Here is a 26515-nt window from a genome sequence, read left to right on the forward strand (position 1 = left end):
GAGAACCGCCATGCGCTATAGCCTCAAGGCCCTCGGCAGGCAGGGCATTGTGCAGTTGCAGATCGACGCCGAGGATGCCGAGCACGCGCGTCGCCAGGCCGAGAACCAGGGGCTGCGAGTGGTCAGCGTGCGCGGACAGGGCAAAACCCTGGGCGGCCTGGCCTGGCGCCGTGCGGCGGCGTTCGACCTGGTGCTGTTCAGCCAGGAACTGACCACCCTGCTGCACGCTGGCCTGCCGCTGATCGATGCGCTGGAAAGCCTGGCGGAAAAGTCCCCCGTCGGCGCTACGCGCAAGGTCCTGACCGAGCTGGTACGCCAGCTCTATGAAGGCCATTCGCTGTCGCAGTCGTTGGCCAAGCAACCGCGGGTATTCCCGACGTTGTACGTGGCGCTGGTGCAGTCCAGCGAGCGTACCGGCGCGTTGGGCGATGCCCTGGCCCGCTACATCGGCTATCGCCAGCGCCTGGACCTGGTTCGGCAGAAGCTGGTGGGGGCTTCGGTCTACCCGTTGCTGCTGTTGCTGGTGGGCGGTGGTGTGGTGCTGTTCCTGCTCGGCTATGTGGTGCCGCGCTTCAGTTTGGTGTTCGAGGGCATGGGCAGCGACCTGCCCTGGTTGTCCCGGGTGCTGATGGATGTCGGCCTGTTCCTGCATGCCCAGCAGATGCCACTGGCACTGGCGGTTGCCGGCGGTATCGGGGCCTTGCTGATATTGCGGCGCAACCCCCTGGTGCGGCGCTGTGCCTCCCGACAACTGCGGCGCTTGCCAGCCTTGCATCAACGCCTGCTGATGTATGAACTGGCGCGCTTCTACCGCTCGCTGGGCATTCTGCTGCAGGGCGGCATCCCGATCCTTACCGCCATGGGCATGGCCCACGGGCTGCTCGGCAGCGCTTCGGCGCAGGGCCTTGAGCAGGCCAGCCGACGCGTCGGTGAAGGGTTGCCGTTGTCGGACGCGCTGGAGGCCGGGCAGTTGGTCACTCCGGTGTCACTGCGCCTGCTGCGGGCCGGGGAACAATCGGGGAACCTGGGGGAGATGCTCGAACGCTGCGCGGATTTCCATGATCAGGAAATCGGCCGCTGGGTGGAGTGGTTCGTGAAACTGTTCGAGCCGCTGCTGATGACCTTCATCGGCCTGCTGATCGGCGGGATCGTGATCCTGATGTACATGCCGATCTTCGACCTGGCTTCAAGTATTCACTAGCCTGCAGGGCCTCTTCGCGGCGGTTCGACGCCTCGAAAGGGCCGGTGCAGGCGAATCAATAGTCGAAGCGATCCACCGCACGCCGCCGCTCGTTGTCATCGCGCCGGTCATATGCGGCCGTGGTCTGAATGTTGGCATGGTGCGCAAGCTTCTGCGCGATCGACAGGTCATGCTCCTCGATCACCCGGGTGATGAACGCGCGGCGAAAATCATGGGGCATGATTTTCACCCCGACCTGGGCACCGCGCTGGCGGGCGATGTAGTAGATCGCATGCTTGGTGATGCGTGCACGGGTGATGTGGTTGCCCCGGCGGATGCGGTTGAACAGGAACGGGTCATCCGAGGCCCCTTCGGGCAACGCGTCCCGGCGCAGGTCCAGCCAGGCCTGCAACTTCTCGAAAGCCCAGGCCGGGGCGTACTTGATCAGCTGCCGGTTGCCCTTGCCCGTGACCTGCAGGCTGCGCGCCTCGAAGTCGACCTGGCTGAGGTCGATGTCCACCGACTCCGACTTGCGCATGCCGGTACCGTAGAGCAAGGCGATGATCGCCGCATCGCGCACACCCTGGGGCCGCGGGTCGGCCTCGCACAAGTCCATCAGTTCGCGGATCAGGCTGCGCCGCAGGTTGCGCCCGGGCGGCAGGCGGCTGCCCGACGCCGGCTTGACTTCACGGATACGCAACAGCTGTTCATGGTCGATCAGACCTTGGCGCCACGCTTCGTTCATCACCCCGCGTACCGCGTTGACATACAGCGAGGAACTGTTTGGCGCGTATCCATCGGCGCGCAATGCCGCCACCAGCGCAATCACATGGCCAGGCTCAAGCCGGTGCCACGGCACATCGACCAGGTTGCAGTCAACGAAACCAAGCCGGTCGGCCGCATCCTGCAGGATGTAACGCATGGTCTGCTGGCTGGACGGTGCCAGCCGGGCCAGGTATTGCAGCAGTGGATTTTGTGAAAGGTCGGACAAAACGTGAATCCTGAAGCGAATCGAAGCAACGGCGCGCAATGGTACCGTAAACCAGGCGGCTTGATCGAACCCTCGCCTTGCCAAGTGATCTGTGGTCTAGAGTTCAGCCCAAGCCCCCACCTGCGAGCCCCCATGGTATTCCACCGCCTGACCCGTACTCACCCGCGCCTGAGCATCGCCGCACTGGTCGGCCTGCTCGGCGCCTGGCTGATCCCGGCCGACGATATCGTCCAGCGCATCCTTGCGGGCTGGAACCTGGGCGTCTGGCTGTATCTGTTGCTGGTGCTGTGGCTGACCTGCCGCGCCACCCCCGACAAGGTGCGCAAAGTCGCCCGGGTCGAAGACGAAAACGCCGGCCTGGTGCTGTTCACCGTGTGCATCGCCGCCATCGCCAGCCTGGCCGCCGTGACGCTGCAACTGGTTTCCAGCCGCGGCCTGCAAGGCAGCGCGCAGGCGCTGCACTACCTGTACACCGGGCTGACCGTGGCCGGTTCATGGCTGTTGATCGGTTGCATCTTCAGCCTGCACTACGCCCGCCTGTTCTACACCGGCGAGCGCGATGCGCCGGCGCTGCGCTTCCCCGACGGCGAGTGCAACCCGGATTACTGGGACTTCCACTACTTCTCGTTCACCATCAGCGTTGCCGTGCAAACCTCCGACGTCGGCGTCGGCGGGCGCGGCATGCGCCGGGTGGTGCTGGCGCATTCGTTGGTGGGCTTTGTGTTCAACACGGCGATTCTCGGCTTCACCATCAACATCGCTGCCGGCCTGCTGGGTTGAATGAACGGTAGCCGACGTCCAAGGCCATTCGTCCGAAACAAAAGCGGCCGGGGATCCTCGAAAACCGGTGCAATTTCGCCCACCCTCCGTCAGAGAGCGTCAGCCACGGCGCTCTGCTTGCTGCCGGCGCCATTGCTCACCTTGTGATCACCGTCATGCATTAGCACATTTGTCATGATTTACACGGAACATGCGCTGTGGCAGGTGCTATGGTTACCTTCCCGGCAACCACGCAAGGTTGCCCATCACCCTGACCAGGCAAGGACAAGGAGGCTGGCATGAACAAGATGACGTTCCCCAACGCCTGCCAGGTGATGCGCTGGCACTTCCATCCGCTGGGCTTCGAAGCCACCATGGATGCCCCACGCAGTATGGTTGCCCGGCTGTTCGACCGGGCCACGGGCGAGACCCTGCTGGCCATTGCAGGAATCCCCTGCACGGCGATCATGGCCGCAGCGGATGTCGAACGCATCATCGAAGCCGTGGAAGCCGAGATGGATGCTTTTGCACCGGCCTTTGCCTTGCGTGACGCAGGCTAGACAGCCGCGACGCTTTCTTCGCGCAATGTTTGCAACCTTGCCATGAACTGCTCCGCCGGCACCGGCTGGCCCAACAGGTAGCCCTGCAGCGAATCACAGCCCAGGCGGGTCAGGAAGTCCTGCTGGCGGTCGGTTTCCACGCCTTCAGCCACGATACGCAAGCCCAGCGCCTGGCCCAGGGCGACGATCGCCGAAACAATCGCGGCGTCATCGCTGTCCTGCTCCAGGTCACGCACGAAGCCACGGTCGATCTTCAGCTCGTTGGCCGGCAAGCGCTTGAGGTACATCAGGCTCGAATAACCCGTACCGAAGTCGTCGATGGACAGGTCCACGCCCATGTCGGAAAGCCGTTGCAACACGGCCAGGCTGGCATCGGCGTCGTGCATGGCAGTGGTTTCGGTGATCTCCAGGGTCAGGCGGTTGGCCGGCAGGCCGTTTTCCTGCAGGGCGCGGGCGACACTGTCGACCAGGCCGGCATGGCAGAACTGGATAGCCGACAGGTTGACCGCCATGCGCCATTGGCTGTGGCCTTGCTCGAGCCACTGGCGCATCTGTCGGCAGGCTTCACCCAGTACCCACTCGCCGATGGGAATAATCAGGCCGGTTTTTTCCGCCAGGCCAATGAAACGGTCCGGGAGCATCAGGCCGTGCTGTGGGTGTTCCCAACGCAGCAAGGCTTCGGCGCCGATCGGCAGGCAGGCCTGGGCGGCGAACTTGGGCTGGTAGTGCAGGCGGAACTGCCCCTGCTCCAGGGCCGTGCGCAAGTCCTGCAACAGCTGCAACTGCTGGCGCGCATTGCTGTTCATCGAGGCATCGAAGAAGCTGTAGCCGTTCTTGCCGGCGCTCTTGGCGTGGTACATGGCGGCGTCGGCATTGCGCAGCAGCTCAAGCTGGTCCTGGCCATTGCCGGGGTACAACACGATACCCAGGCTGGCGGTCAGCTGCAGGTCATGCTCGGCAACGCGGAACGCGCGCGACACCAGGTTGACCTGCTTGGCCGCCACGTCCATGGCGTCCTCAGGCTCCTGCAGCTCCACCAGCAGCACGAATTCGTCACCGCCGATCCGCGCCAGGGTGTCCTGGCTGTGCAGGTGGCCACGCAGGCGGGCCGCGACGGCCTTGAGCAGCAGATCGCCGACATGGTGGCCAAAAGCGTCGTTGACCGGCTTGAAACCGTCCAGATCGATGAACATCAGCGCAAAGCAGCCGCCCTGCTCCGCCACCTTGCCAATCGCTTGCTCGATGCGGTCGGACAATAGCGTGCGGTTGGGCAAGCCGGTCAAGGTGTCGTGCAAGGCCAGCTGGGTCAGCTCCTGGTTGGCCAGGGTCAGCGAATGAGCCAGCGCTGCCGTTCGCGCTTCAAGGCGTGCATCCAGCACCGAGGTGAGCAGCACCACAGCCAGCACCGCCAAGGTAGTGATCAGCACCAGATAGACCAGGCCATCGCCCTGCAGGCCATCGCTCAACGCACCACAGAAGCTGCCCTCGGGAAAGTTCGCTGCCGCCATGCCGGTGTAGTGCATGCCGACGATCGCAACACCCATCACCATCGCCGCCAGGCCGCGGATCTGGCGCACGTATGGCGTGTGCTGACGCAGGCGAAAGGCAATCCACAGCGCGGCCGCCGAGGCACCTACCGCGATGGCCAGCGAGGCGCCGAACAAGGCCGGGTCATAATCGATGCCGGGCAGCATGCGCAGCGCCGCCATGCCGACGTAATGCATGCAGGCGATGCCCGTGCCCATGATCAGGGCGCCAAACGCCAGCTGCAACCGGGGCATGCTGGGCTGGCTGACCAGCCACAGGGCGAAACCGGAAGATAGTACGGCAATCAGCAGGGACAACGCGGTCAGGCCGATGTCGTAGCCCAGGGCGATGGGCAGGCTGAAAGCGAGCATGCCGATGAAGTGCATCGACCAGACGCCGATGCCCATGGCCAACGCGCCGCCGCCCATCCACAGATGCACGGCACGGCCCTTGGCCGTGGCGATACGGCCAGTCAGGTCGAGAGCGGTGTAGGAAGCAAGGATGGCCACGCAGAGTGATATGAGCACCAGCGCGGAGGAGTAAGTACCGGTCAGCATTGGAAAATCCAGCTCGGGACAGGGGGCCCGAAAAAACTGACGATTGTACTCAAGCTTTGGCGAAACGCACGGGCTTTGTGCGAATGGGAATGGATCCAACGAACGACACGAGATTTCGGAATGCTTGATCTAGAGCGCTTTCAGCACCGAATGAAGGCACATTGCCATTTGTCGGTTGACCCGCATCTTGCAGGAGCGGCCTTGTGTCGCGAAAGGGCTGCGGAGCAGTCCCAGCAGTTATGGGGTAAACGCCAACATCGTGGGGCTGCTCCGCAGCCCTTTCGCGACACAAGGCCGCTCCTACAATGAACGTGCCTTAGTCCTGCCGGGCAAACGCCTGTTCGGCATCCCAGCCGCCGCCCAGCGCGGCTATCAGTTGCACGCTGGCCACCAGCCGCCCCTGCAACAGGGTCAAAGCACTGCGTTCGTTACTCAGCGCGGTGGTCTGCACGTTGACCACATCGAGGTAACCGATCAGGCCCGCCCGGTACTGGTTCTCGGTCAGGCGCAACGATTCGCGTGCCGCGTCCAGCGCTTCCTGGCGCACCACGGCTTCATCGGCGTACACCTTCAACTGCACCAGGAAGTTCTCAACCTCCTTGAAGCCGTCGAGCACGGTCTGGCGGTACTGCGCCACGGTCTGGTCATACACCGCCCGGGTGCGATCAACCTCGGCGCTGCGCTTGCCAGCGTCGAACAAAGTCATCGCCAGTTGCGGCCCCACCGACCAGTAACGGTTGGGCAGTTCGATCCAGTTGCTGAAGCTGCTGCTGGAATAGCCACCGCTCATGCTCAGGCTCAAGTCCGGGAAGTAGGCAGCACGGGCCACGCCGATATTGGCGTTGGCGGCCATCACGTTGCGCTCGGCCGAGGCGATATCCGGGCGGCGTTCGAGCAGTTGCGACGGCAGCGTCAGCGGAATCTGCGGCAGTGCCGGAATGCTTTTGCTGTCGGCCAGGGAGAACTCCGCCGGGGCCTTGCCCAGCAGCACGGCGATGGCGTTCTCGAACTGTGCGCGCTGCCAGACTAGGTCGATCAGGTCCGCTTGCGTGGACTTCAACTGGGTACGCGCCTGCGCCACCGCGTCCGGGCCGGCAACGCCAGCGCGATACTGGTTTTCGTTCATCCGCAGTGAGCGCTCATAGGTTGCGACGGTGGCTTCGAGCAAGCGCTTCTGTTCGTCGATCACCCGCAGTTGCAAGTAGTTCTGTACCAGTTCGGACTGCTGGCTGAGGCGAATCGCGGCCAGGTCGGCGAAGCTGGCTTCGGCGCTGGCCTCGTTGGCGTTCAGGGTCTCGCGCAGCTTGCCCCACAGGTCGACTTCCCAGCTTACGCCGAGCTGCGCGTTGTAGGTGTTGCGGATGCCGCTGCTGTTGTTGGACAGGCTCGAACTGGAACTGCCGGTGCCTTGTGCCGAGCGGTTCTTGCTGGCACTCAGGTCCAGGCTGGGGAACAGCGACGCCCGGCTGCTGCGCACCAGGGCCTGGGCCTGACGATACTGGGCTTCGGACTGCGCGACGGTCTGGTTGCTGCGGTTGAGCTCCTCGACCAGCGCATTCAACCCGGCGTCGCCGTAGATTTCCCACCAGGCGCCACGGGCAATGGCATCGGACGGATTGGCCTGGGTCCAGCCTTCGGCCTGCTTGTACTGCGCCGGGGTGCTCAGCTGCGGGCGGTGGTAGTCCGGGCTCAGGGTACAGGCACTGAGCATGGCCACGCACAGACCGGTGCCGGCCAGGCGAGAGCCCCGCCCACGGGTCAAGAGCTGCAAGGCACGGTGAAGTCGGGTCTGGGCGAAGTTCATAGCGGTGTGTCCAGGGCGGCGTCGGTGCGTACACCGCGCCAATGGTTGAATCGGTGACGCAAGCGGTCCAGGTAAAGGTAAACCACCGGCGTCGTGTAAAGGGTCAGCAGCTGGCTTACGACCAGGCCGCCAATGATGGTCAGGCCCAGCGGCTGGCGCATCTCCGCACCTTCGGCACGGCTGATCAGCAGCGGCAAGGCGCCCAGGATGGCGGCCAGGGTAGTCATCAGGATCGGCCGCAGGCGCAGCAGGCAGGCGCGGCGGATCGACTCCTCCGGGCTCAGGCCCTGGTGACGCTCCAGCTGCAGCGCCAGGTCGATCATCAGGATGGCGTTCTTCTTCACCACGCCAATCAGCAGGAACAGGCCCAGCAACGAGATCAGGCTGAACTCGCCGCCGGTGGCGTACAGGGCGAGCAAGGCACCGACGCCAGCCGAGGGCAAGGTCGACAGGATGGTCAGCGGGTGGATGTAGCTTTCGTAGAGGATGCCCAGCACCAGGTACACCAGCACCAGGGCGCCGAGGATCATGAACGGCTGCCCTTCCTGGGTCTTGGCGAAGGCACTGGCCGTGCCACCGAGCTTGGCGATTACTTCCTCGGGCAAGCCCAGCTTGGCAACCTCCCGCTCCACGGCAGCCATGGCCTGGTCGGGGCTGTAGCCTTCGGCAATGTCGAAGGCAATGTCTTCGGAGGCGAACTGGCCTTCATGGCTGACCCGATCGTTGGCCAGGCTGTTCTCGTAACGGGCGATGGTCGACAGCGGCACCCGCGCACCGTCACTGGTGATGACCTGCACCTGTTCCAGCGTGCTCGGGTCCCAGGCGTATTTCGGGTTGATCTCCAGCACCACCTGGTACTGGTTGAGGCTGTCGTAGATGGTCGAGATCTGCCGCTGGCTGTAGGCGTTGTTCAGCACGGCGGTGACCATGTCCATGTCGATGCCCAGGCGCTTGGCCTGGTCACGGTCGACCACCAGGGTCACCTGCTGGGTGCCGGAACCGTCGCGGGCATCGATGGCGGTGAGCTCGGGCAATGCGCGCAGTGCCGCGACCACCTTGGGGAACCACTGGCGCAGGGCCGCCAAATCGCCGCTCTGCAGGGTATACAGGTATTGCGAGGAGGACTGGTCGCGGCCACCGCCGCCCAACTGCAGGTCCTGGTCGGCCATCAGGAACAGCCGCCCTCCCGCGACCTTGGGCATTTCCTTGCGCAGGCGCTCGATGATCTTCTGCGCGTCGAGCTTGCGCTCGCTGATCGGTTTCAACCGCACCAGCACCATGGCGTTGTTGGTGCCGCTGTTGCCACCGATGAAGCCGGCCACGCTTTCCACTGCCGGGTCGGCGAGCAAGGCGCGGCGGTAGATTTCCATCTTCGGTTGCATCACGTTGAACGACAGCCCGTCGTCACCACGGATGAAGCCGATCAGCTGGCCGGTGTCCTGTTGCGGTATCAAGGTCTTGGGCACCACCACGTACAGGGCGACGTTCAGGCCGATGGTCGCCAACAGGCTGATCAGGGTCAGGCGCCTGTGGCGCAAGGCCCAGCCAAGGCTTCGGTCATAGACATCGACCATGCGCTGGTGGGCCCTGTCGCTCCAGCGCTGCAGGCGTGTCGGCTCGGCGCGGTGCGGCTTGAGCCAGCGGGCGCAGAGCATCGGCGTGAGGGTCAGCGAGACCACCAGCGAGACGATGATGGCCGCCGCCAGGGTGACCGAGAACTCCTGGAACAGGTTGCGCACGATGCCGCCCATGAACAGGATCGAGACGAATACCGCCACCAGCGATACGTTCATCGACAGCAAGGTGAAGCCGACCTCCCTGGCGCCCAAGAACGCCGCACGCATCGGCGGCTGGCCGTCCTCGATGTGCCGGGAGATGTTCTCCAGCACCACGATGGCATCGTCGACCACCAGCCCGGTGGCAAGGATCAGCGCCATCAGCGACAGGTTGTTCAGCGAAAAACCGCACAGGTACATCACCGCGAAGGTGCCCACCAGCGACACCGGCACTGCCAGGCTGGGGATCAGCGAGGCGCGCAAGCTGCCGAGGAACAGGTAGACCACCAGGATCACCAGCACCACGGCAATCAGCAGCGTGTGCTCGGCCTCCTTCAGGGTCGCCTTGATCACGGGCGAGCGGTCCATGGCCACGTTCAACTGGACGCTGGCCGGCAGCAACGACTGCAGGGCCGGCAGCTGCGCCTTGATCTGGTCGACGGTTTCGATGATGTTGGCGCCGCTCTGGCGGTTGACCACCAGCAGCACGGCGCTCTGGTCGTTGAAGAAGCCGCTGTTGTAGCGGTTCTCGACGCCATCGGTAATGGTGGCCACGTCCGACAGCCGCAGGATGGTGCCATTCGACTGGCGGATCACGATCGGCTCGTAGTCCTTGGCGGTTTCCAGCTGGTCGTTGGCCCTCACCTGCCAGTTGCGCCCGGCATCCTCGACAAAGCCCATGGGCCGGCGCTGGTTGGCGTTGGAGACCGCCGTGCGCACCTCGTCCAGCGACAGGCTGTACTGGTTGAGCAACTGAGGCTCCACGGCGATGCGCACCGCTGGCAGCGAGCTGCCACCGATCTGCACTTCGCCGACCCCGCTGACCTGCGCCAGGCTCTGCGACAGGATGGTATCGGCCAGGTCGTACAGCTGGCCCTTCTGCAGCACGCTGGAGGTCAGCGAGAGCACCATGATCGGCGCCTGCGACGGGTTGATCTTCTTGTAGGTGGGCATGCTGCGCATGCCGCTGGGCAACAGGTTGCGCGTGGCATTGATCGCCGCTTGCACCTCACGTGCGGCACCGTCGATGTCGCGCCCCATCTCGAAACCGATGATCACCCGGGTCGAGCCCTGGTTGGAGCTGCTGGTCAGGGTGGTGACGCCGGCAATGCTGCCAAGCTTGCGTTCCAGCGGCGTGGCCACGGTGGCGGCCATGACCTCCGGGCTGGCCCCGGACAGGTTGGCTTGCACGACGATCACCGGGAAGTCCATCTGCGGCAACGGCGCCACCGGCAGCAAGCCGAAGCTGACACCACCGAGCAGCATGATCGCCAGGCTCAGCAGCATGGTCGCCACGGGCCGGCGAATGAACGGTGCGGACAGGTTCATGCCTCGGCCTGCTGCGCGTCAGCGGCCGGGCGCCAGCGGCGGGCCAGACGGTCGAAGTACAGGTAGATGACCGGTGTGGTGAATAGCGTCAGCACCTGGCTGACCAACAGGCCGCCAACCATCACCAGGCCCAGCGGCTGGCGCAGCTCGGCACCGGAACCGGTGGCCAGCATCAGCGGCACGGCGCCGAACAATGCGGCCAGGGTGGTCATCAGGATTGGCCGGAAGCGCAGCAGCGCCGCCTGGTAAATCGCATCGCGCGGGCTCATGCCCTGGTTGCGCTCGGCCTCCAGGGCAAAGTCGATCATCATGATCGCGTTCTTCTTGACGATGCCAATCAGCAGGATGATGCCAATGATGGCGATCATGCCCAGGTCGTTGCCGCTGAGGATCAGTGCCAGCAACGCGCCGACTGCCGCCGACGGCAAGGTCGAGAGGATGGTCACCGGGTGGATGTAGCTCTCGTACAGCACGCCCAGCACGATGTACATGGTCACCACGGCCGCCAGGATCAGCAGCAAGGTGCTCGACAGCGAGGCCTGGAAGGCTTCGGCGGCCCCCTGGAAGCGGGTTTGCACACCGAGCGGCATGCCGATGTCCTGCTGCACCTGCTCGATCACCTTGACCGCCTCGCCCAGCGACGCCCCCTGGGCCAGGTTGAACGACAGTGTCACTGCGGGGAACTGGCCGATGTGCGAGATGGCCAGCTGTGCCTGGCGCTGCTCGATCCGCGCCAGTGCCGACAGCCGCACCTGGCCGCCATCGGTGGCCTTGACGTGGATCGATTCCAGCGCCTGCGGGCCGATGACTGCCGCGTCCTGCGACTGCAGCACCACGCGGTACTGGCTGGCCTGGGTGTAGATGGTTGAAATCTGCCGCTGGCCGAAGGCATCGTACAGGGCGTTGGTGATCTGCGACACGCTGATGCCCAGGCGGCTGGCCATGTCACGGTCGATCACCAGGTACACCTGCAGGCCCTTGTCCTGCAGATCACTGGCCACATCCTGCAACTCCGGGCGCTGCTGCAGGGCGTGCACCAGCTTGCCGCTCCACTGCGCCAGCAAGTCAGCGTCAGGTGAAGACAGGCTGAACTGGTATTGGGTGCGGCTGACCCGGTCCTCGATGCTCAGGTCCTGCACCGGTTGCATGAACAGGCGGATACCGACCAGCTTGTCGAGCTGCGGTTGCAGGCGGCTGATGACTTCCCCGGCGCTGACATCACGCTCGCCGTGGGGCTTGAGGTTGATCAGCATGCGGCCACTGTTGAGCGTGGCGTTGTCGCCGTCGACACCGATGTAGGACGACAGGCTCTGCACCGCCGGGTCTTGCAGGATCACCTTGCTCAGCGCCTGTTGGCGCTCGCTCATGGCGGCGAACGAGGTGGATTGCGGCGCTTCGGAAATACCCTGGATCACCCCGGTGTCCTGCGCCGGGAAGAAGCCCTTGGGCACCACCATGTACAGCAGCACGGTGAGTGCCAAGGTCGCCACGGCCACCAGCAAGGTCAGCGGCTGGTGCTTGAGCACCCACTGCAGGCCGCGGCCGTAGTGTTCGATCATCCAGTCGATCCAGGCACCGCTGGCGCGGTAGAAGCGGCCCTGCTCTTCCTCCCTGGGCTCGCGCTTGAGCAGCCGCGCGCACATCATCGGCGTCAAGGTCAGCGACACCACCAGGGAAATCAGGATGGCCACCGCCAGGGTGATGGCGAATTCGCGGAACAGCCGGCCGACCACATCGGCCATGAACAGCAACGGGATCAGTACCGCGATCAACGAGAAGGTCAGCGAAATCAGGGTGAAGCCGATCTGCCTGGCACCTTTGAGTGCCGCCTGCAGCGGCGTTTCGCCTTCCTCGATGTGGCGCGAGATGTTCTCGAGCATGACGATGGCGTCGTCGACCACGAAACCGGTGGCAATGGTCAGGGCCATGAGCGTCAGGTTGTTCACCGAGAAGCCGGCCAGGTACATCACGCCGAAGGTGCCGATCAGCGACAGCGGTACGGCAATCGAGGGAATGATCGTGGCGCTGAAGCGGCGCAGGAACACGAAAGTCACCATCACCACCAGCACGATGGCGATCAGCAGCTCATGTTGCACGTCTTTGACTGCAGCGCGGATGGTTTGCGTGCGATCGGTCAGCACCGACACATCGAGGCCGGCCGGCAGGTTATCGGTGACCGATGGCAGCAGCGCCTTGATGCGGTCGACCACGTCGATGACGTTGGCCCCAGGCTGGCGCTGGATATTCAGCAGCACGGCCTGGTTCTGGTTGGCCCAGGCAGCCAGGCGTTCGTTCTCGGCGCCGTCGACGATCTCGGCGACGTCCTTCAGGCGCAGCGGCGCGCCATTGTTGTAGGCGAGAATGAGGTTGGCGTATTCCTCCGGCGAGCGCAGCTGGTCGTTGGCGTCGAGCATCGACACCCGGGTCGGGCCGTCGAAGTTGCCCTTGGGCTGGTTGACGTTGGACGCGCCGATCAGGGTGCGCACATCGTCGAGGTTGAGGCCGTTGGCCGCCAGTGCGTCGACGTTGACCTTGATCCGCACCGCCTGGCGCTGGCCGCCGGCGATGCTGACCATGCCCACCCCGCTGATCTGCGCGAGCTTCTGCGCCACCCGGGTGTCGACCAGGTCGTTGAGCTTGGGCAGCGGCATGGTCTTGCTGGAAATGGCCAGGGTCAGCACCGGGGTGTCGGCCGGGTTGACCTTGTTGTATACCGGCGGCGCAGGCAGGTCGCTGGGCAACAGGTTGCTGGCGGCGTTGATCGCGGCCTGCACCTGTTGCTCGGCGACGTCCATGTTCATGTCCAGGCTGAAGCGCAGGGTCAGCACCGAGGCGCCGCCGGAGCTGGTCGATGCCATCTGCTCAAGGCCGGGCATCTGGCCGAACTGGCGCTCCAACGGTGCGGTGACAGCACTGGTCATCACCTGTGGGCTGGCGCCCGGGTACAGGGTCATGACCCGGATGGTCGGGTAGTCGACCTGGGGCAAGGCGGAAACGGGCAACAACTTGTAGGCGATCAGCCCGGCCAGGACGATGGCCAGCATGGTCAGCGTGGTAGCGACCGGGCGCAGGATGAACAGGCGTGACAGGTTCATGCGCCCGCCCTGGCTGCCGCTTTGCCGGAAGGCGCCTCATCGCTCTGGGCTGATCCCTTGGCGTCCTGGCCCTGCAGGTGCTGACCGGGGGTGGTCGGCACTTGCGAGCTGTCTTCGACCACTTCGACCTTGGTCCCTTCACGCAGGCGGTCGGTGCCTTCCAGCACCAGGCGCTCACCGGCCTTGAGGCCCTCAAGGATGACACTGTTCTGGCCATCGCTGGCGCCAACCTTGAGCTTGCGGATGTTGACCGTGCCCTGGTCATTGACCACGTAGGCGAAGGTGCCCTCGTTGCCGAACTGCACGGCCGCGGCCGGCGCCATCACCACCTGCTTGAGGGTGTCGGCCAGCAGACGCACGTTGACGAACTGGTTGGGGAACAGGGCCAGGTCCTTGTTCTCGAAGCGGCCTTTGAACTTCAGGGTACCGGTGGTGGTGTCGATCTGGTTGTCGATGCTGCCCAGCACGCCGGTCGACTGCAGTTTGCTGTCGGTGCGGTCCCAGGCCTCGACCGGCAGGCTGGCGCCGCTGCGGTAACGGTCAAGCACGGTGTTCAGCTCGGTCTCGGGCAAGGTGAAGGCGACGCTGATCGGCTCGGTCTGGGTGATCACCACCAGGGCGGTGGTGTCGTTGGCCGCCACCAGGTTGCCCAGGTCGAGCTGGCGCAGGCCCACGCGGCCGTTGATCGGGGCGCGGATCTGGGTGAAATCGAGGTTCAGGCGGGCATCGTTGACCTGAGCCTGGTTGGTCTTGACCAGACCCTGGAACTGCGCAACCTGAGCTTCGGCTGTATCGAGGGTCTGCTTGGCGATGCTGTCCTGGGCATACAGGCCCTTGTAGCGCGCCAGGTCGACCTGGGCGTTCTTCAGTTGCGCCTGGTTCTGTGCCAGGGTGCCTTCGGCCTGCTGCAATGCAATGCGGTAAGGGCGCGGGTCGATTTCCGCGAGCAGGTCGCCTGCCTTGACCTGCTGGCCCTCCTTGAACAGGATTTTCACCAGCTCGCCGGCCACCCGGCTGCGCACATTCACCGTGTTGGTCGCCGTGACAGTGCCCAAGGCCTTGTAGTAGAGCGGGAAGTCGCCCACTCGCACCGGCTCGACACGCACCGGCACCGGGTCGGTGGAGCCGCCGAAACCCGGCCGGCCCATGCCCATCCCCATGCCTTTGTTGCCGCGCCCCGCGCTGGCCGCTTTGTGGGCAGGCGTTGCCGCAGGCCACAGCCACCAGGCCAGCAGGGCCACCAGCAGCAGGATCAGCAGGCCGACGAGCCAGCGACGAGGGGATCGGGAATTGGACACTTGCATGGGTTGAACGAACCTTGTTCAGAAATGGCGGCTTGGGAAGGTTGAACGATAAGCACTGGCTCTGTTTTAGCAAAGGCCCTTTACCAGAGGTTTACCTTTGCCTGACGTTGCCAAAAGGCTGAACTTTAAACGAAAACGGCCCGGAAAAGGTTCCGGGCCGTTACAGGGTATTGCTTTGAGCTGTGATGGGTTGAAGAGTTCCTTCACCTGTCCCGGCCTATTCGCGGGTAAACCCGCTCCTACAGGTATTACACCGTCCCTGTGGGAGCGGGTTTACCCGCGAATAGGCCGGGACAGGCTGATACTGCACACCCTGCCCTAAGCGATCCTTACTTCAGTACAGCCAAGGCTGCGTCGTAGTTCGGCTCGTCGGCGATCTCGCCAACCAGCTCGCTGTGCAGCACCTTGTCGTTCTCATCCAGTACGACCACAGCGCGGGCAGCCAGGCCGGCCAGCGGACCGTCGGCGATGGCGACGCCATAGTTCTCCAGGAATTCGGCGCCACGCAGGGTGGACAGGTTCTTCACGTTGTCCAGGCCTTCGGCACCGCAGAAGCGCGCCTGGGCGAACGGCAGGTCGGCCGAGATGCACAGGACGACGGTGTTGGCCACGTCGTTGGCCTGGGCGTTGAACTTGCGAACCGACGTGGCGCAGGTCGGGGTGTCGACGCTCGGGAAGATGTTCAGCACCTTGCGCTTGCCGGCGAAGTCCTTCAGCGACTTGTCAGCCAGGCCTTCACCGACCAGGGAGAAAGCCGGGGCTTGGGCACCGACCTGTGGCAGAGTGCCGTTGACCTGAACCGGGTTGCCTTTGAGGGTCACTTGAGCCATGACGAAATCCTTATGCGGGGGTTTGAAAAGGACACTGAGTTAATCATGAAGGCGGCCGGGTGCCTATGGGGGCATTGAAATTGTTCTATTTCCGGACAATTACTGTGGACAAAAAAAAGCCCGGATGGCGACAAACGCCCCGGGCTTTTTCCGATTCAGGCAGTGAGTCAGCTGATCAGGCTGTACACCACGGAGGTCAGCGCAACCAGGCCGACCACCACCACGAACACGTTCGACAGCGCACCACTGTATTGGCGCATCGACGGCACGCGACGGATGGCGTACATCGGCATCAGGAACAGCAGCACGGCGAGGATCGGGCCGCCGAGCGATTCGATCATGCCAAGGATGCTCGGATTGAGGGTGGCGACGATCCAGCAGACCACCAGCATCAGCGCGGCGACCACGCGGTCCAGGGTCTTGGCGCCTGGGCGGGCACCGGCCTTGGCGATGATGCCCTTGAGGCCTTCACTGGCACCGATGTAGTGGCCCAGGAATGACTTGGCAATGGCGACAAAGGCGATCAGTGGCGCGGCAAAGGCAATGGTCGGATTGCTGAAGTGGTTGGCCAGGTACGACAGGATCGACAGGTTCTGCGCCTTCGCCTCGGCCAGCTGGGCGCTGCTCAGGGTGAGCACGCAGCTGAACACGAAGAACAGCACCATCACCACCATCAGCAGGTGGGCACGGCGCAGTATCTGGCCGCTGCGCTCGTCGGCGTGTTCGCCATAGCTGCGCTTCTGGTCGACGGCGAAGGCCGAGATGATCGGCGAATGGTTGAACGAGAACACCATCACCGGAATGGCCAGCCACAGGGTGTGCAGGAAGGCCGAGCCCGACGGCACCTGGGCGGCGCTGTCGAGGATGCCACCGGTCCAGTGCGGAATCAGGTACAGACCCAGTAGCCCCAACGCAACGATGAACGGGTACACCAGCAGGCTCATGACCTTGACCGTGGCCTGCTCGCCGCAGCGCACGATCGCCAGCAGGCCAAGGATCAGCACGAATGACAGCACTGCCCGTGGTGGCGGCGCCATGTGCAGTTGGTGCTCCATGAAGCTGCTGACGGTGTTGGTCAGCGCCACGCTATAGATAAGCAGGATCGGGAAGATGGCGAAGAAGTACAGCACGGTGATCAGCGCACCGGCCTTGACGCCGAAGTGCTCTTCGACCACTTGGGTGATGTCGCCGCCGCTACGCCCGGACAGCACGAAGCGGGTCAGGCCACGGTGCGAGAAATAGGTCATCGGGAAGGCCAGCGCGGCCAGGATCAGCAGCGGCCAGAAGCCGCCCAGACCGGCGTTGATCGGCAGGAACAAGGTGCCTGCGCCGATGGCCGTGCCGAACAGGCCCAGCATCCAGGTGGTGTCGTTACGCGACCAGCTGCCGAGGGTGGCGGGGGTCGATTCTGCAAAGCGTTGTTCAACGCTTGGGGCCTGCTCATTCATTCCGGGTGAAGCTCCACTCGCAAGACTGCAACAGGCTGAGAATGGCGAAATTGCGTGATCGCCCAACTCAACCGGGAAAGAGGGGCGCGATTGTGCACCGAAAGGTTGCACTTGCGAAGCCCCTTTCCGAGAGGCGGTTGCACTTGTCTTTACAAGCAGGTTGCACAGATGGGGCTGATTGCAGGAGCGGCCTTGTGTCGCGAAAGGGCTGCGCAGCGGCCCCAGATCTGTGCAGAGCCACAGATTGCTGGGGCCGCGTTGCGGCCCTTTGGCGACACAAGGCCGCTCCTGCAAGGGCTGCGCAGAACCGCAATTACTTCTGTACTGCGGCGAACGCCTCGGCAACCCGCTGCAGGTTGGCTGGGCGCAGGCCAGACATGCACACCCGGCCGCTGTCGATCAGGTACACGCCGAACTCGTCACGCAGGCGACGCACCTGCTCGACGCTGAAGCCGGTGTAGCTGAACATGCCGCGCTGGCGCAGGAAGAACTGGAAATCCTGGCCTGGCAGCAGCACCGCCAGGGCATCGACCAGCGCCTGGCGCATGTCGAGGATGCGCTTGCGCATCACTTCCACCTCTGCGGCCCACTGGGCGTTCAGCGCGGCATCGCCGAGCACGCCTGCCACCAGCTGGGCACCGAAGTTGGGCGGGCTGGAGTAGTTGCGACGCACGGTGGCCTTGAGCTGGCCGAGCACGCTCTGGGTGGTGGCTTCGTCGTCGCAGACCACCGACAGGCCCCCTACCCGCTCGCCGTACAGCGAGAAGATCTTGGAGAACGAGTTGCTGACCAGGCACGGCACGCCGGCACGGGCCATTTCGCGGATGGCGTAGGCGTCTTCCACCAGGCCTGCACCGAAGCCCTGGTAGGCGATGTCGAGAAACGGAATCAGCTGGCGCGCCTTGACCACTTCCACCACCTGCTGCCACTGCGCAGGCTCGAGGTCGGCACCGGTCGGGTTGTGGCAGCACGGGTGCAGCAGCACGATGCTGTTGGCCGGCAGGCCTTGCAGGGCCTGCAGCATGCCGTCGAAGTCGACGCCACGGCTGGCCTGGTCGAAGTACGGGTAGGTGTGCACCTTGAACCCGGCACCTTCGAAAATGGCACGGTGGTTGTCCCAGGTCGGGTTGCTGACCCAGACTTCCGACTGCGGGAAGTAGCGCTTGAGGAAGTCAGCACCGACTTTCAGCGCGCCGGAGCCGCCGACGGTCTGCACGGTGGCCACGCGCTTGCCGGTCACGGCCGGGTGGTCGGCACCGAACAGCAGCGCCTGGATCGCCTGGCGATAGCTGGCCAGGCCTTCCATCGGCAGGTACAGCGAGGCTTCATGGGCCTGGCCGGCAATGCGCTTTTCCACCGCATCCACCGCTTCCAGCTGCGGCACCACACCGGCCTCATCGTAGTACAGGCCGATACTCAGGTTGACCTTGTCGGCGCGCGGGTCGGCCTTGAAGGTTTCCATCAACGAGAGGATCGGGTCGCCGGCATAGGCATCGACATGTTTGAACACAGCGTGCAGCTCCTTGGATCAGGACAGTTCGGAAAGACTGCCCTGAGGATACCCGGAGTCGGGCCCAAGGAACATCACATAAGTGCAAGGTTGTCTATGCAACTTTGCACAGCTGGGGATTCGCGCTGGATTCTTCGCGGGCATGCCCGCTGCCACAGGGATATCACAGCCCTTGGGACTGTGCAGTACCTGCGGGCTTGCCCGCGAAGAGGCCGGATCAGCCAAGCAATTCTTTCAGTCCTTGCAACTCTTGTTCAGTCACCGCCACCCCTTCCCGCTCGGCCTGTTTCCGCTCGCGGTAGCGACGCTCGCCTGGCATGCGCGACAACCCGGCGGCTTGCATGTGCTCAACCAGTTCGCGGCTGCGCTGGGCAAACCGGTCACCTTCGGCCTTGCTTGGGTCGATGACGATGATCAGTTGCCCGGTCCACGGTGTTTTCGCCCCCGGGTGGCCGGACCAGTCGAATTCCCAGGAGAAATGCCCGCCGGTCAGCGCCGCCGCCAGCAACTCGACCATCATCGACAGCGCCGAACCCTTGTGCCCGCCAAATGGCAACAGCGCGCCGCCTTCGAGAATGGCCTTGGGGTCGGTGGTCGGCTGGCCCTGGGCATCCACGCCCATGCCCTCGGGCAATGCCTGGCCGGCCCGCGCAGCGATCTGCACATCGCCGTGGGCCATGGCGCTGGTGGCCATGTCGAATACGATCGGGTCATGCCCGGCGCACGGCGCGGCGAAGGCGATCGGGTTGGTGCCGAACAACGGTTTGCGCGCACCGTGCGGCACCACGCAGGTCATGCTGTTGACCACGCTCAGCGCCACCAGGCCCTCATCGGCAAAGGGTTCGACATCCGGCCACAGTGCGGCGAAATGGTGCGAGTTGTGGATCGCCAGCACGGCAATGCCGGCGCTGCGGGCCTTTTCCACCAGCAACCCACGCGCTGCGGCCAGGGCGGGCTGGGCGAAACCACCGGCGGCATCCACGCGCACGTAGCCTGGCGCCAGGTCGGTCACCTGGGGGATGGCACGCCCGTCGACCCAGCCACTGGCCAGGGTCGAAACGTAACCGGGGATACGGAACACGCCATGGCTGTGGGCGCCATCGCGTTGGGCACTGGCGCAGTTGTGGGCCAGCACGTTGGCCACCGCCTCGCTGCAACCGTGCTGCTGGAGGATCGCTTGCAACAGCCCCTGCAGCTCGGCGAAGGGCAGGCGCACGAGCGGGCTGGCGGAAGGTGCGGACATCTGTAGCTCCTTTCTTGGAATTGGAATGGCAACAGCGTATGCAACGACAAAAACTTTCCGATAAGTGACAGCTATCTGTCAAATGTTGACTCGATGACAGAAAACAGCCATTTTCTATTCCACGCCTCACCTGGAGCCGCAGCATGAGCCAACCGATCAAGCAACGCCTGGAAAACAGCCTGCAAGGGGCCGCAGCCTCAGGCCGCAAGATCGCCAGCTACATGCTCGCCAACCTGCACGAACTGCCGTTCCAGACCTCGGCCAGCATTGCCGCCAAGCTGGGTGTCAGCGAGTCCAGTGTCGGGCGTTTCTGCCGCTCCCTCGGTTATGCCCATCTCAAGGCCCTCAAGCAAGACCTGCAGAGCGACCTCGGCGACGGCCCCTGGCTGATGGGTGATCGCCTGCAAGAATACCGCCAGAACCAGGATGACCGCGACAACGCCGGCAGCCTCGAGCGGGAAATCGCGGCCCTGGTGCGCGTGCACGAATACCGCCAGAGCGACGCCTGGCACGCCGTGGCCCAGCGCCTGGCCGAAAAGCCCCGGGTGTGCATCGCCGGCTTCCAGACCGAACGCGGCATTGCCATGTGCATGAGCCACCTGCTGCAGTACCTGCGCGATGGCGTGCAACAGGTCGATGGCAGCGCCGGGCACTTCGGCGACGTGCTGCTCGGCCGCAGCGAAGACACCGCGCTGGTGGTGTTCGAGGCCCGCCGCTATTCGCGCCATGCCCTGCAGCTGTGCCAGAAGGCACGCGCCGCCGGCATCCCGGTCACCCTGGTGACCGACACCTTCTGCGACTGGGCCGATGCCCATGCCGACGAAGTGTTCCGCATCCCCACCGAATTCAACCTGTTCTGGGAATCCACCGCGACCATGCTGTCGTGGGTGCACCTGATGGTCAACGAGGTCTGCAAGAAGCTCGGGCCTGATGTTGAAAAACGCTTGGAAGCAACTGCCGCTCTACATAACGAGTTCGTCGGCTACACCTCGTGGCCGGCGGGCAAACAACAATAGCAAGAGTGCAAGAGGTGCGAGATGAACAAGACCATGGCTATGCTGGGTGCGTGTGCCCTGCTGCTGGCGGGCAACGCCAGCGCCGAGACCCTGCGCTTCGCCACCGAAGGTGCCTACCCGCCCTTCAACTATGTCGATGCCGATAATCAGCTGCACGGCTTCGACATCGACATCACCCACGCCCTGTGCGAACAGATGAAGGTCGAATGCACCCTGGTTGCCCAGGACTGGGAAGGCATCATTCCCGCCTTGATGGCGCGCAAGTACGACGCGGTGGTGGCCTCGATGATCGATACCGAAGAACGGCGCAAGAAAATCGCCTTCACTGATCACTACTACCGCACCCCGCTGACCGTCGCTGTGGCCAAGGACAGCAAGATCGGCGACGCCCAGACCAAGTTCGACGGCTACACGGTCGGCGCCCAGTCGTCCTCGACCCAGGCCATCTATGCCGAAGACGTGTATGCCAAGGCCGGCGCCGAAGTGAAGCTGTACCCGACCATGGACGAGGCCAACGCCGACCTTGCCGCCGGCCGCCTGGACGGGGTGATCGCCGACAAGTTCCCGCTGCACGAGTGGATGAACAAGAACGGCGGCGACTGCTGCAAGATCCTTGGCGATGTAGCCAACACCAAGGCCGACGCTGCGATAGCCGTGCGCAAGGACGATGACGCCCTGCGCCAGCGGCTGAACACCGCACTGGCCGAGATTGTCGCCAACGGCACCTACCAGAAGATCGCCAGCAAGTACTTTGCCTTCGATATCTACAACTGATCCGTAGAAAGTCTTTGCGAAATCCCTGTGGGAGCGGCCTTGTGTCGCGAAAGGGCCGCATAGCGGCCCCGGCAATCTGTGCTGCTGCATAAATCCTGGGGCCGCTGCGCAGCCCTTTCGCGACACAAGGCCGCTCCTACACAGAGACCGCATTACCCGCCCAAGGGGTTCGTCATGCTCGATCAATTGTCCTTGCTGTCCTTCGCCAGTGGTGGCTGGGGCCAGGCGCTGCTGGCCGGCGCCCTGGTCACCGTTTCTCTGGCCCTCGCCTGCCTGCCCATCGGCCTGCCGCTGGGCCTGGCCGTAGCCCTGGCGGCGCGTTCGCGCAAGCGCCTGCCACGCGCCTGGGCCACCACCTTTTCCACCGTATTCCGCGGCCTGCCCGAGCTGCTGACCTTGCTGATCATCTACTACGGCTGCCAGATCGCCGCGCAAAAGCTGCTGGCGGCCATGGGTTATGAAGGCGAGTTCCTGATCAACACCTTCCTGGCCGCCATGATCGCCTTCAGCCTGGTATTCGCGGCGTTCTCCAGCGAAATCTGGCTGGCGGCGTTCAAGACCCTGCCCAAGGGCCAGCTGGAGGCCTGCTCGGCGCTGGGCCTGAGCAAGCGCACCGGGTTCTTCAAGGTGGTGCTGCCGCAACTGACGCGCATCGCCCTGCCGGGCCTGTCGAACAATTGGCTGTCGTTGCTCAAGGACACGTCGCTGGTATCGACCATCTCGCTGGTCGACCTGATGCGCCAGACCAACCTTGCGGTCAGCGTGACCAAGGAGCCGATGTTCTTCTATGGCGTCGCCTGCCTGGCTTACCTGCTGTTCTCGGCCGCCTCGGGACGGGTGTTCGCCTATATCGAGCGGCGCAGCAACCGACACCTGCAAGGAGCACGCGCATGAGTGCCGAACAACTGCTGGGCCTGGTACTGGACCCGGACCTGCTGGAGCGCTATGGGCCGCGCTTCGTCGATGGCCTGCTGGTGACCGCCAAGCTGGTGGCAATCTCCTTCAGCCTGGGCGCCGTGCTCGGCCTGTTGCTGGCCCTGGCGCGCCTGTCGCGCCACTCGCTGCTGCAACGCTTGGCGGCCGGCTACATCTACTTCTTCCGCGGCTCGCCGCTGCTGGCCCAGCTGTTCCTGTTGTATTACGGCCTGGGCTCGCTCAAAGGCTTCTGGCAGGACCTCGGCCTCTGGTGGTTCTTCCGTGAAGCCTGGTTCTGCACGTTGCTGGCGTTCACCCTCAACACCGCCGCCTACCAGGCCGAGATCTTCCGCGGCAGCCTGATGGCCGTTGCGCCGGGCCAGTACGAAGCGGCACGGGCGCTGAACCTCAAGCGTTCAACCACCTTCTTCAAGGTCATCCTGCCGCAATCGTTGCTGGTGGCCATCGGGCCGCTGGGCAACGAGCTGATCCTGATGATCAAGGCCAGCGCCATCGCCTCGCTGGTGACCCTCTATGACTTGATGGGCGTGACCAAGCTGGCGTTCTCGCGCAGTTTCGACTTCCAGATCTACCTCTGGGCCGCGGTGCTCTACCTGGTGATCGTCGAACTGGTCCGACGCGTGCTCAAACACCTGGAAGCCCGCCTGGGCCGCCACCTGAACTGACCGAAGGATATATCCATGCATTGCCAGACCCTTGTCCTCGGCGCCGGCATCGTCGGTGTCAGCACCGCACTGCACCTGCAGGCCCGCGGGCGCCAGGTGATCCTGCTCGACCGCGACGACCCCGGCACCGGCACCAGCCATGGCAACGCCGGGCTGATCGAGCGCTCCAGCGTGATCCCCTATGCCTTCCCGCGGCAATTCGGCGCCTTGCTGCGCTATGGCCTGAACCGCCAGCCCGATGTGCGCTACAGCGTGCTGCACTTGCCCAAGGCGGCGCCGTGGCTGCTGCGCTACTGGCAACAGTCGGCGCCCGGGCGCCTGGCCGGGGCGGCGGCCGACATGCTCCCGCTGGTGCAGCGCAGCGTCGAGGAACATGATGCACTGGTCCAGGCGGCCGGCCTTGAAGGGCTGATCCAGGCCAAAGGCTGGATCGAGGTGTATCGCGCCCCAGCGCTGTTCGAGCAGGCCAAGGCCGAGCTCAAGGGCCTGGCCCGTTACGGCCTGCAGTACGAAATCCTCGAGCGTGGCCAGCTGCAGGCGCGCGAGCACCAGCTCGACAGCACGGTGGTTGGCGGCATCCATTGGCTCGATCCGAAGACCGTCACCAACCCCGGCGCCCTCACCCGTGGCTATGCCGCACTGTTCGTGCAGCGCGGCGGGCAGTTCGTGCATGGCGATGCGCGCAGCCTGCGCCAGGTCGACGGCCGGTGGCAGGTCGACAGCCAACGGGGGCTGATTACCGCCGAGGAGGTGGTGGCCTGCCTCGGGCCACAGTCGGGCGACCTGTTCGAGCGCCTGGGCTACCGCATTCCGCTGGGCATCAAGCGTGGCTACCACATGCACTACAGCACCCGCGAGGGTACCCAGCTGCTGCATGCGATCTGCGACACCCAGGGTGGCTATGTGCTAGCCCCGATGGCCCGCGGCGTGCGCCTGACCACCGGTATCGAGTTCGCTGCCAGTGACGCACCGGGCAACGAGATCCAGCTCAAGCGCTGCGAAGCGCTGGCCCGCAAGCTGTTCCCGGCGCTGGGTGAGCGCCTTGATGACAAGCCCTGGCTCGGCCGCCGGCCATGCCTGCCCGACATGCGTCCGGTAATCGGCCCTGCGCCACGGCATAAAGGCCTTTGGTTCAATTTCGGCCACGCCCACCACGGCCTCACCCTGGGCCCGGTCAGCGGCCGCCTGGTGGCCGAGCTGCTCACAGGCGAGCGCCCTTTCACTGACCCTGCGCCTTACAGCGCGGCACGTTTCGACTGACACCCAGCGGGAGAACAACAACATGACCGCCCCCATGAGCGTTGCCAGCCTTGCCCCCGAAACTGACCCTCGTCCGGAGCTGATCCGCATCGAGGGCCTGAACAAGCACTATGGCGCCTTCCATGTGCTGCACGACATCGACCTGCAGGTGCGCGAAGGTGAGCGCATTGTCCTGTGTGGCCCGTCCGGTTCGGGCAAATCGACGCTGATCCGTTGCATCAACCGCCTGGAAATCGCCGAACAGGGCAGCATCCGGGTTGCCGGCATCGACCTGGCCGCCAACACTCGCCAGGCGGCCCAGGTGCGCAGCGAGATCGGCATGGTGTTCCAGCACTTCAACCTGTTCCCGCACATGAGCGTGCTGGACAACTGCCTGCTCGCCCCCACCAGCGTGCGCGGCCTGTCGCGCAAGGACGCCGAGGAACGGGCGCGCATGTACCTGAGCAAGGTAGGTATCGAGAGCCAGGCGCACAAATACCCCAGCCAGTTGTCCGGTGGTCAGCAGCAGCGCGTGGCCATCGCCCGGGCGCTGTGCATGAAGCCGCGGATCATGCTGTTCGACGAGCCGACCTCGGCGCTCGACCCCGAGATGGTCGCCGAGGTGCTGGACGTACTGGTGCAACTGGCCGGCACCGGCATGACCATGCTGTGCGTCACCCATGAAATGGGCTTTGCCCGCCAGGTGGCGGAGCGGGTGCTGTTCCTCGAAGGCGGGCAGATCATCGAGGACAGCCCGCCCCAGGTGTTCTTCAACCAGCCGCGCACTGCACGGGCCAAGGCCTTCCTGGCGCAGATACTGCACTGAGCGGTCGATCATTGCAGCGCTGCAATGAACCGACTGCGTCGTTAAATATAATTGACCATACCCCCCGCCAAACCCTTGCCGGCTCAGGCTCGCAAGGGTTACACCCCCGTAATTCGGCGCCCTAACCGCTTTTTGCTCGTTTGACATATCGAACGGCTCTGGCAAGCTATCTACAAGCCCCGACCGGAATCGTCCTGTGATGAGCCGGCAGTGCTCGGGACTTCAGGTAGCACAATTTGGCCACCGGCCGTGCACCTGCACAACAACGACAGGCAGAGCCCTGTCATAAGGTGACATATGTCCAACAGCAACATTGGCAACAAGCAACCTTCCCTGCGCAAACCCGTCGTCCTGATGACCATGGGCAGCCAAGAGCGCAAAGGCCATGATTATCAGGTCATGACCCACAAATACATCACCCCGCTGGTCGACTTCGCCGATTGCGTCCCGGTACTGGTGCCCACCTGCTGTGGCATCGATGACCTGGAGACCTATCTGGACATGGCCGACGGCGTGTACCTGACCGGTGCCGGTAGTAACATCGACCCGACCCTGTACGGCCAGGAAAACGAAACCCCCGGCAAAGGCCAGGACAAGAACCGCGACCTGTTCGACATCCCGCTGGTGAAGGCGGCGCTCAAGCGCGGCCTGCCGATCTTCGGCATCTGCCGCGGCATGCAGGAAATCAACGTTGCCCTGGGCGGCGACATTTACCAGAAGGTCTACGCCGAGCCTGGCTTCAACGACCATCGGGAAAACCCGGAAGACCCGGTCGATGTGCAATACGCCCAGGTGCATGGCGTGAAGATCAAGCCGGACAGCTGGCTGCGTGAGACCCTGGGCACCGACGAGATCCGCGTCAACTCGCTGCACGGCCAGGGCCTGCGCAACCTCGGCGCCGGCATCGAGCCGATCGCCCACGCCGAAGATGGCCTGGTCGAGGCGATCCACGCTCCAAGCATCTCGCCGTTCCTGTTTGCCGTGCAGTGGCACCCGGAATGGCAAGCGGCGAAGAACCCTGATTCGATCAAGATCTTCCAGGCCTTCGGCGACGCCTGCCGCGCCCAGGTGCGCAAAAGCCAGATCAAGCGCCAACAGGCAGCCTGACACCCGGTTTCAGCTTCGTTAGCTTTGATCGCGGGGCGGC

Annotated in this window: 20 protein-coding genes; 10 read left to right on the forward strand and 10 right to left on the reverse strand. The window is 64.3% G+C overall.

The annotated features are described in order from the left end of the window. Nucleotides 1-10: 10 nt before the first annotated feature. Nucleotides 11-1201, forward strand: coding sequence for a type II secretion system F family protein (locus APH33_RS18695; protein ID WP_054886582.1), 1191 nt, complete (start codon nt 11-13; stop codon nt 1199-1201). Nucleotides 1202-1256: 55 nt separating this feature from the next. Here APH33_RS18695 and xerC read toward each other — a convergent pair whose 3' ends face one another. Then, nucleotides 1257-2171, reverse strand: coding sequence for a tyrosine recombinase XerC (gene xerC / locus APH33_RS18700; RefSeq protein WP_054886583.1), 915 nt, complete (start codon nt 2169-2171; stop codon nt 1257-1259). 132 nt (nt 2172-2303) lie between these two features. On the opposite strand from xerC, the gene APH33_RS18705 reads away from it, so the two are divergent. Continuing rightward, nucleotides 2304-2951, forward strand: a complete 648-nt coding sequence (locus APH33_RS18705) for a DUF1345 domain-containing protein (protein ID WP_054886584.1) — start codon at nt 2304-2306, stop codon at nt 2949-2951. A 278-nt stretch (nt 2952-3229) separates the two neighbouring features. After that, complete coding sequence (locus APH33_RS18710) at nt 3230-3490, forward strand: DUF1652 domain-containing protein (protein ID WP_054886585.1); 261 nt, start codon at nt 3230-3232, stop codon at nt 3488-3490. On the opposite strand, the gene APH33_RS18715 is transcribed toward APH33_RS18710, so the two are convergent. The 9 genes from APH33_RS18715 to APH33_RS18755 all read right to left on the reverse strand — a co-directional run bounded on the left by APH33_RS18715 (nt 3487) and on the right by APH33_RS18755 (nt 19912). Next, nucleotides 3487-5574 carry a bifunctional diguanylate cyclase/phosphodiesterase gene (locus APH33_RS18715; protein ID WP_054886586.1) on the reverse strand — a complete coding sequence of 696 codons (2088 nt, stop codon included), beginning with the start codon at nt 5572-5574 and terminating at the stop codon, nt 3487-3489. The genes APH33_RS18710 and APH33_RS18715 overlap by 4 nt on opposite strands. Nucleotides 5575-5890: 316 nt before the next feature. After that, entirely contained in the window at nt 5891-7378 is a 1488-nt protein-coding gene (locus APH33_RS18720) for an efflux transporter outer membrane subunit (protein ID WP_054886587.1), read from the reverse strand. Further along, nucleotides 7375-10482: an efflux RND transporter permease subunit gene (locus tag APH33_RS18725; protein WP_054886588.1), complete on the reverse strand. Its 3108-nt coding sequence runs from the start codon at nt 10480-10482 to the stop codon at nt 7375-7377. Before APH33_RS18725 ends, APH33_RS18720 begins: the two co-directional genes overlap by 4 nt. After that, on the reverse strand, nt 10479-13577 hold the full coding sequence (locus tag APH33_RS18730; protein ID WP_054886589.1) for an MdtB/MuxB family multidrug efflux RND transporter permease subunit: 3099 nt from the start codon (nt 13575-13577) through the stop codon (nt 10479-10481). The genes APH33_RS18725 and APH33_RS18730 overlap by 4 nt, the downstream gene beginning before the upstream one ends. After that, on the reverse strand, nt 13574-14881 hold the full coding sequence (locus APH33_RS18735) for an MdtA/MuxA family multidrug efflux RND transporter periplasmic adaptor subunit (RefSeq protein ID WP_054886590.1): 1308 nt from the start codon (nt 14879-14881) through the stop codon (nt 13574-13576). The genes APH33_RS18730 and APH33_RS18735 overlap by 4 nt, the downstream gene beginning before the upstream one ends. 329 nt (nt 14882-15210) lie before the next feature. Further along, nucleotides 15211-15711: a thiol peroxidase gene (gene tpx / locus APH33_RS18740; RefSeq protein WP_054886591.1), complete on the reverse strand. Its 501-nt coding sequence runs from the start codon at nt 15709-15711 to the stop codon at nt 15211-15213. 167 nt (nt 15712-15878) lie between these two features. Beyond that, a complete protein-coding gene (locus APH33_RS18745; RefSeq protein WP_054886592.1) occupies nt 15879-17159 on the reverse strand; it encodes a serine/threonine transporter in 1281 nt (426 codons plus the stop codon). Nucleotides 17160-17472: 313 nt separating this feature from the next. Next, on the reverse strand, nt 17473-18669 hold the full coding sequence (locus tag APH33_RS18750; protein WP_054886593.1) for an amino acid aminotransferase: 1197 nt from the start codon (nt 18667-18669) through the stop codon (nt 17473-17475). Nucleotides 18670-18886: 217 nt separating this feature from the next. Continuing rightward, the gene (locus tag APH33_RS18755) at nt 18887-19912 is read right to left on the reverse strand and encodes an Ldh family oxidoreductase (RefSeq protein WP_054886594.1); all 1026 of its coding nucleotides are present in this window, start codon (nt 19910-19912) and stop codon (nt 18887-18889) included. Nucleotides 19913-20055: 143 nt separating this feature from the next. On the opposite strand from APH33_RS18755, the gene APH33_RS18760 reads away from it, so the two are divergent. From APH33_RS18760 to APH33_RS18790, 7 genes are all read left to right on the forward strand, one after another. After that, nucleotides 20056-20928, forward strand: coding sequence for a MurR/RpiR family transcriptional regulator (locus APH33_RS18760; RefSeq protein WP_054886595.1), 873 nt, complete (start codon nt 20056-20058; stop codon nt 20926-20928). 21 nt (nt 20929-20949) lie between these two features. Beyond that, nucleotides 20950-21702, forward strand: a complete 753-nt coding sequence (locus APH33_RS18765; RefSeq protein WP_054886596.1) for a transporter substrate-binding domain-containing protein — start codon at nt 20950-20952, stop codon at nt 21700-21702. 174 nt (nt 21703-21876) lie between these two features. Continuing rightward, nucleotides 21877-22596: an ABC transporter permease gene (locus APH33_RS18770; protein WP_054886597.1), complete on the forward strand. Its 720-nt coding sequence runs from the start codon at nt 21877-21879 to the stop codon at nt 22594-22596. Then, nucleotides 22593-23303, forward strand: coding sequence for an ABC transporter permease (locus APH33_RS18775; RefSeq protein WP_054886598.1), 711 nt, complete (start codon nt 22593-22595; stop codon nt 23301-23303). Before APH33_RS18770 ends, APH33_RS18775 begins: the two co-directional genes overlap by 4 nt. A gap of 15 nt (nt 23304-23318) precedes the next feature. Beyond that, on the forward strand, nt 23319-24563 hold the full coding sequence (locus APH33_RS18780; RefSeq protein ID WP_054886599.1) for an FAD-binding oxidoreductase: 1245 nt from the start codon (nt 23319-23321) through the stop codon (nt 24561-24563). Between the two features lie 22 nt (nt 24564-24585). Beyond that, a complete protein-coding gene (locus APH33_RS18785) occupies nt 24586-25368 on the forward strand; it encodes an amino acid ABC transporter ATP-binding protein (protein ID WP_054886600.1) in 783 nt (260 codons plus the stop codon). Nucleotides 25369-25665: 297 nt separating this feature from the next. Then, nucleotides 25666-26475 (forward strand): gamma-glutamyl-gamma-aminobutyrate hydrolase family protein, encoded by an 810-nt coding sequence (locus tag APH33_RS18790; protein WP_054886601.1) that lies wholly within the window; start codon nt 25666-25668, stop codon nt 26473-26475. Nucleotides 26476-26515 lie beyond the last annotated feature (40 nt).

Origin of the sequence: Pseudomonas sp. NBRC 111130 (genome assembly GCF_001320485.1) — a bacterium.
Taxonomy (GTDB): domain Bacteria; phylum Pseudomonadota; class Gammaproteobacteria; order Pseudomonadales; family Pseudomonadaceae; genus Aquipseudomonas; species Aquipseudomonas vlassakiae.

What these genes read in the sequence shown, in the direction of transcription:
- APH33_RS18735 (WP_054886590.1), bottom strand. Translation starts at nt 14,881, where the DNA reads ATGCAAGTGTCCAATTCCCGATCCCCTCGTCGCTGGCTCGTCGGCCTG.
- APH33_RS18785 (WP_054886600.1), top strand. Translation starts at nt 24,586, where the DNA reads ATGACCGCCCCCATGAGCGTTGCCAGCCTTGCCCCCGAAACTGACCCT.
- APH33_RS18770 (WP_054886597.1), top strand. Translation starts at nt 21,877, where the DNA reads ATGCTCGATCAATTGTCCTTGCTGTCCTTCGCCAGTGGTGGCTGGGGC.
- APH33_RS18725 (WP_054886588.1), bottom strand. Translation starts at nt 10,482, where the DNA reads ATGAACCTGTCCGCACCGTTCATTCGCCGGCCCGTGGCGACCATGCTG.
- APH33_RS18755 (WP_054886594.1), bottom strand. Translation starts at nt 19,912, where the DNA reads ATGTCCGCACCTTCCGCCAGCCCGCTCGTGCGCCTGCCCTTCGCCGAG.
- APH33_RS18705 (WP_054886584.1), top strand. Translation starts at nt 2,304, where the DNA reads ATGGTATTCCACCGCCTGACCCGTACTCACCCGCGCCTGAGCATCGCC.
- APH33_RS18720 (WP_054886587.1), bottom strand. Translation starts at nt 7,378, where the DNA reads ATGAACTTCGCCCAGACCCGACTTCACCGTGCCTTGCAGCTCTTGACC.
- APH33_RS18760 (WP_054886595.1), top strand. Translation starts at nt 20,056, where the DNA reads ATGAGCCAACCGATCAAGCAACGCCTGGAAAACAGCCTGCAAGGGGCC.
- APH33_RS18715 (WP_054886586.1), bottom strand. Translation starts at nt 5,574, where the DNA reads ATGCTGACCGGTACTTACTCCTCCGCGCTGGTGCTCATATCACTCTGC.
- APH33_RS18790 (WP_054886601.1), top strand. Translation starts at nt 25,666, where the DNA reads ATGTCCAACAGCAACATTGGCAACAAGCAACCTTCCCTGCGCAAACCC.
- APH33_RS18775 (WP_054886598.1), top strand. Translation starts at nt 22,593, where the DNA reads ATGAGTGCCGAACAACTGCTGGGCCTGGTACTGGACCCGGACCTGCTG.
- APH33_RS18710 (WP_054886585.1), top strand. Translation starts at nt 3,230, where the DNA reads ATGAACAAGATGACGTTCCCCAACGCCTGCCAGGTGATGCGCTGGCAC.
- tpx (WP_054886591.1), bottom strand. Translation starts at nt 15,711, where the DNA reads ATGGCTCAAGTGACCCTCAAAGGCAACCCGGTTCAGGTCAACGGCACT.
- APH33_RS18780 (WP_054886599.1), top strand. Translation starts at nt 23,319, where the DNA reads ATGCATTGCCAGACCCTTGTCCTCGGCGCCGGCATCGTCGGTGTCAGC.
- APH33_RS18695 (WP_054886582.1), top strand. Translation starts at nt 11, where the DNA reads ATGCGCTATAGCCTCAAGGCCCTCGGCAGGCAGGGCATTGTGCAGTTG.
- APH33_RS18765 (WP_054886596.1), top strand. Translation starts at nt 20,950, where the DNA reads ATGAACAAGACCATGGCTATGCTGGGTGCGTGTGCCCTGCTGCTGGCG.
- APH33_RS18730 (WP_054886589.1), bottom strand. Translation starts at nt 13,577, where the DNA reads ATGAACCTGTCACGCCTGTTCATCCTGCGCCCGGTCGCTACCACGCTG.
- APH33_RS18745 (WP_054886592.1), bottom strand. Translation starts at nt 17,159, where the DNA reads ATGAATGAGCAGGCCCCAAGCGTTGAACAACGCTTTGCAGAATCGACC.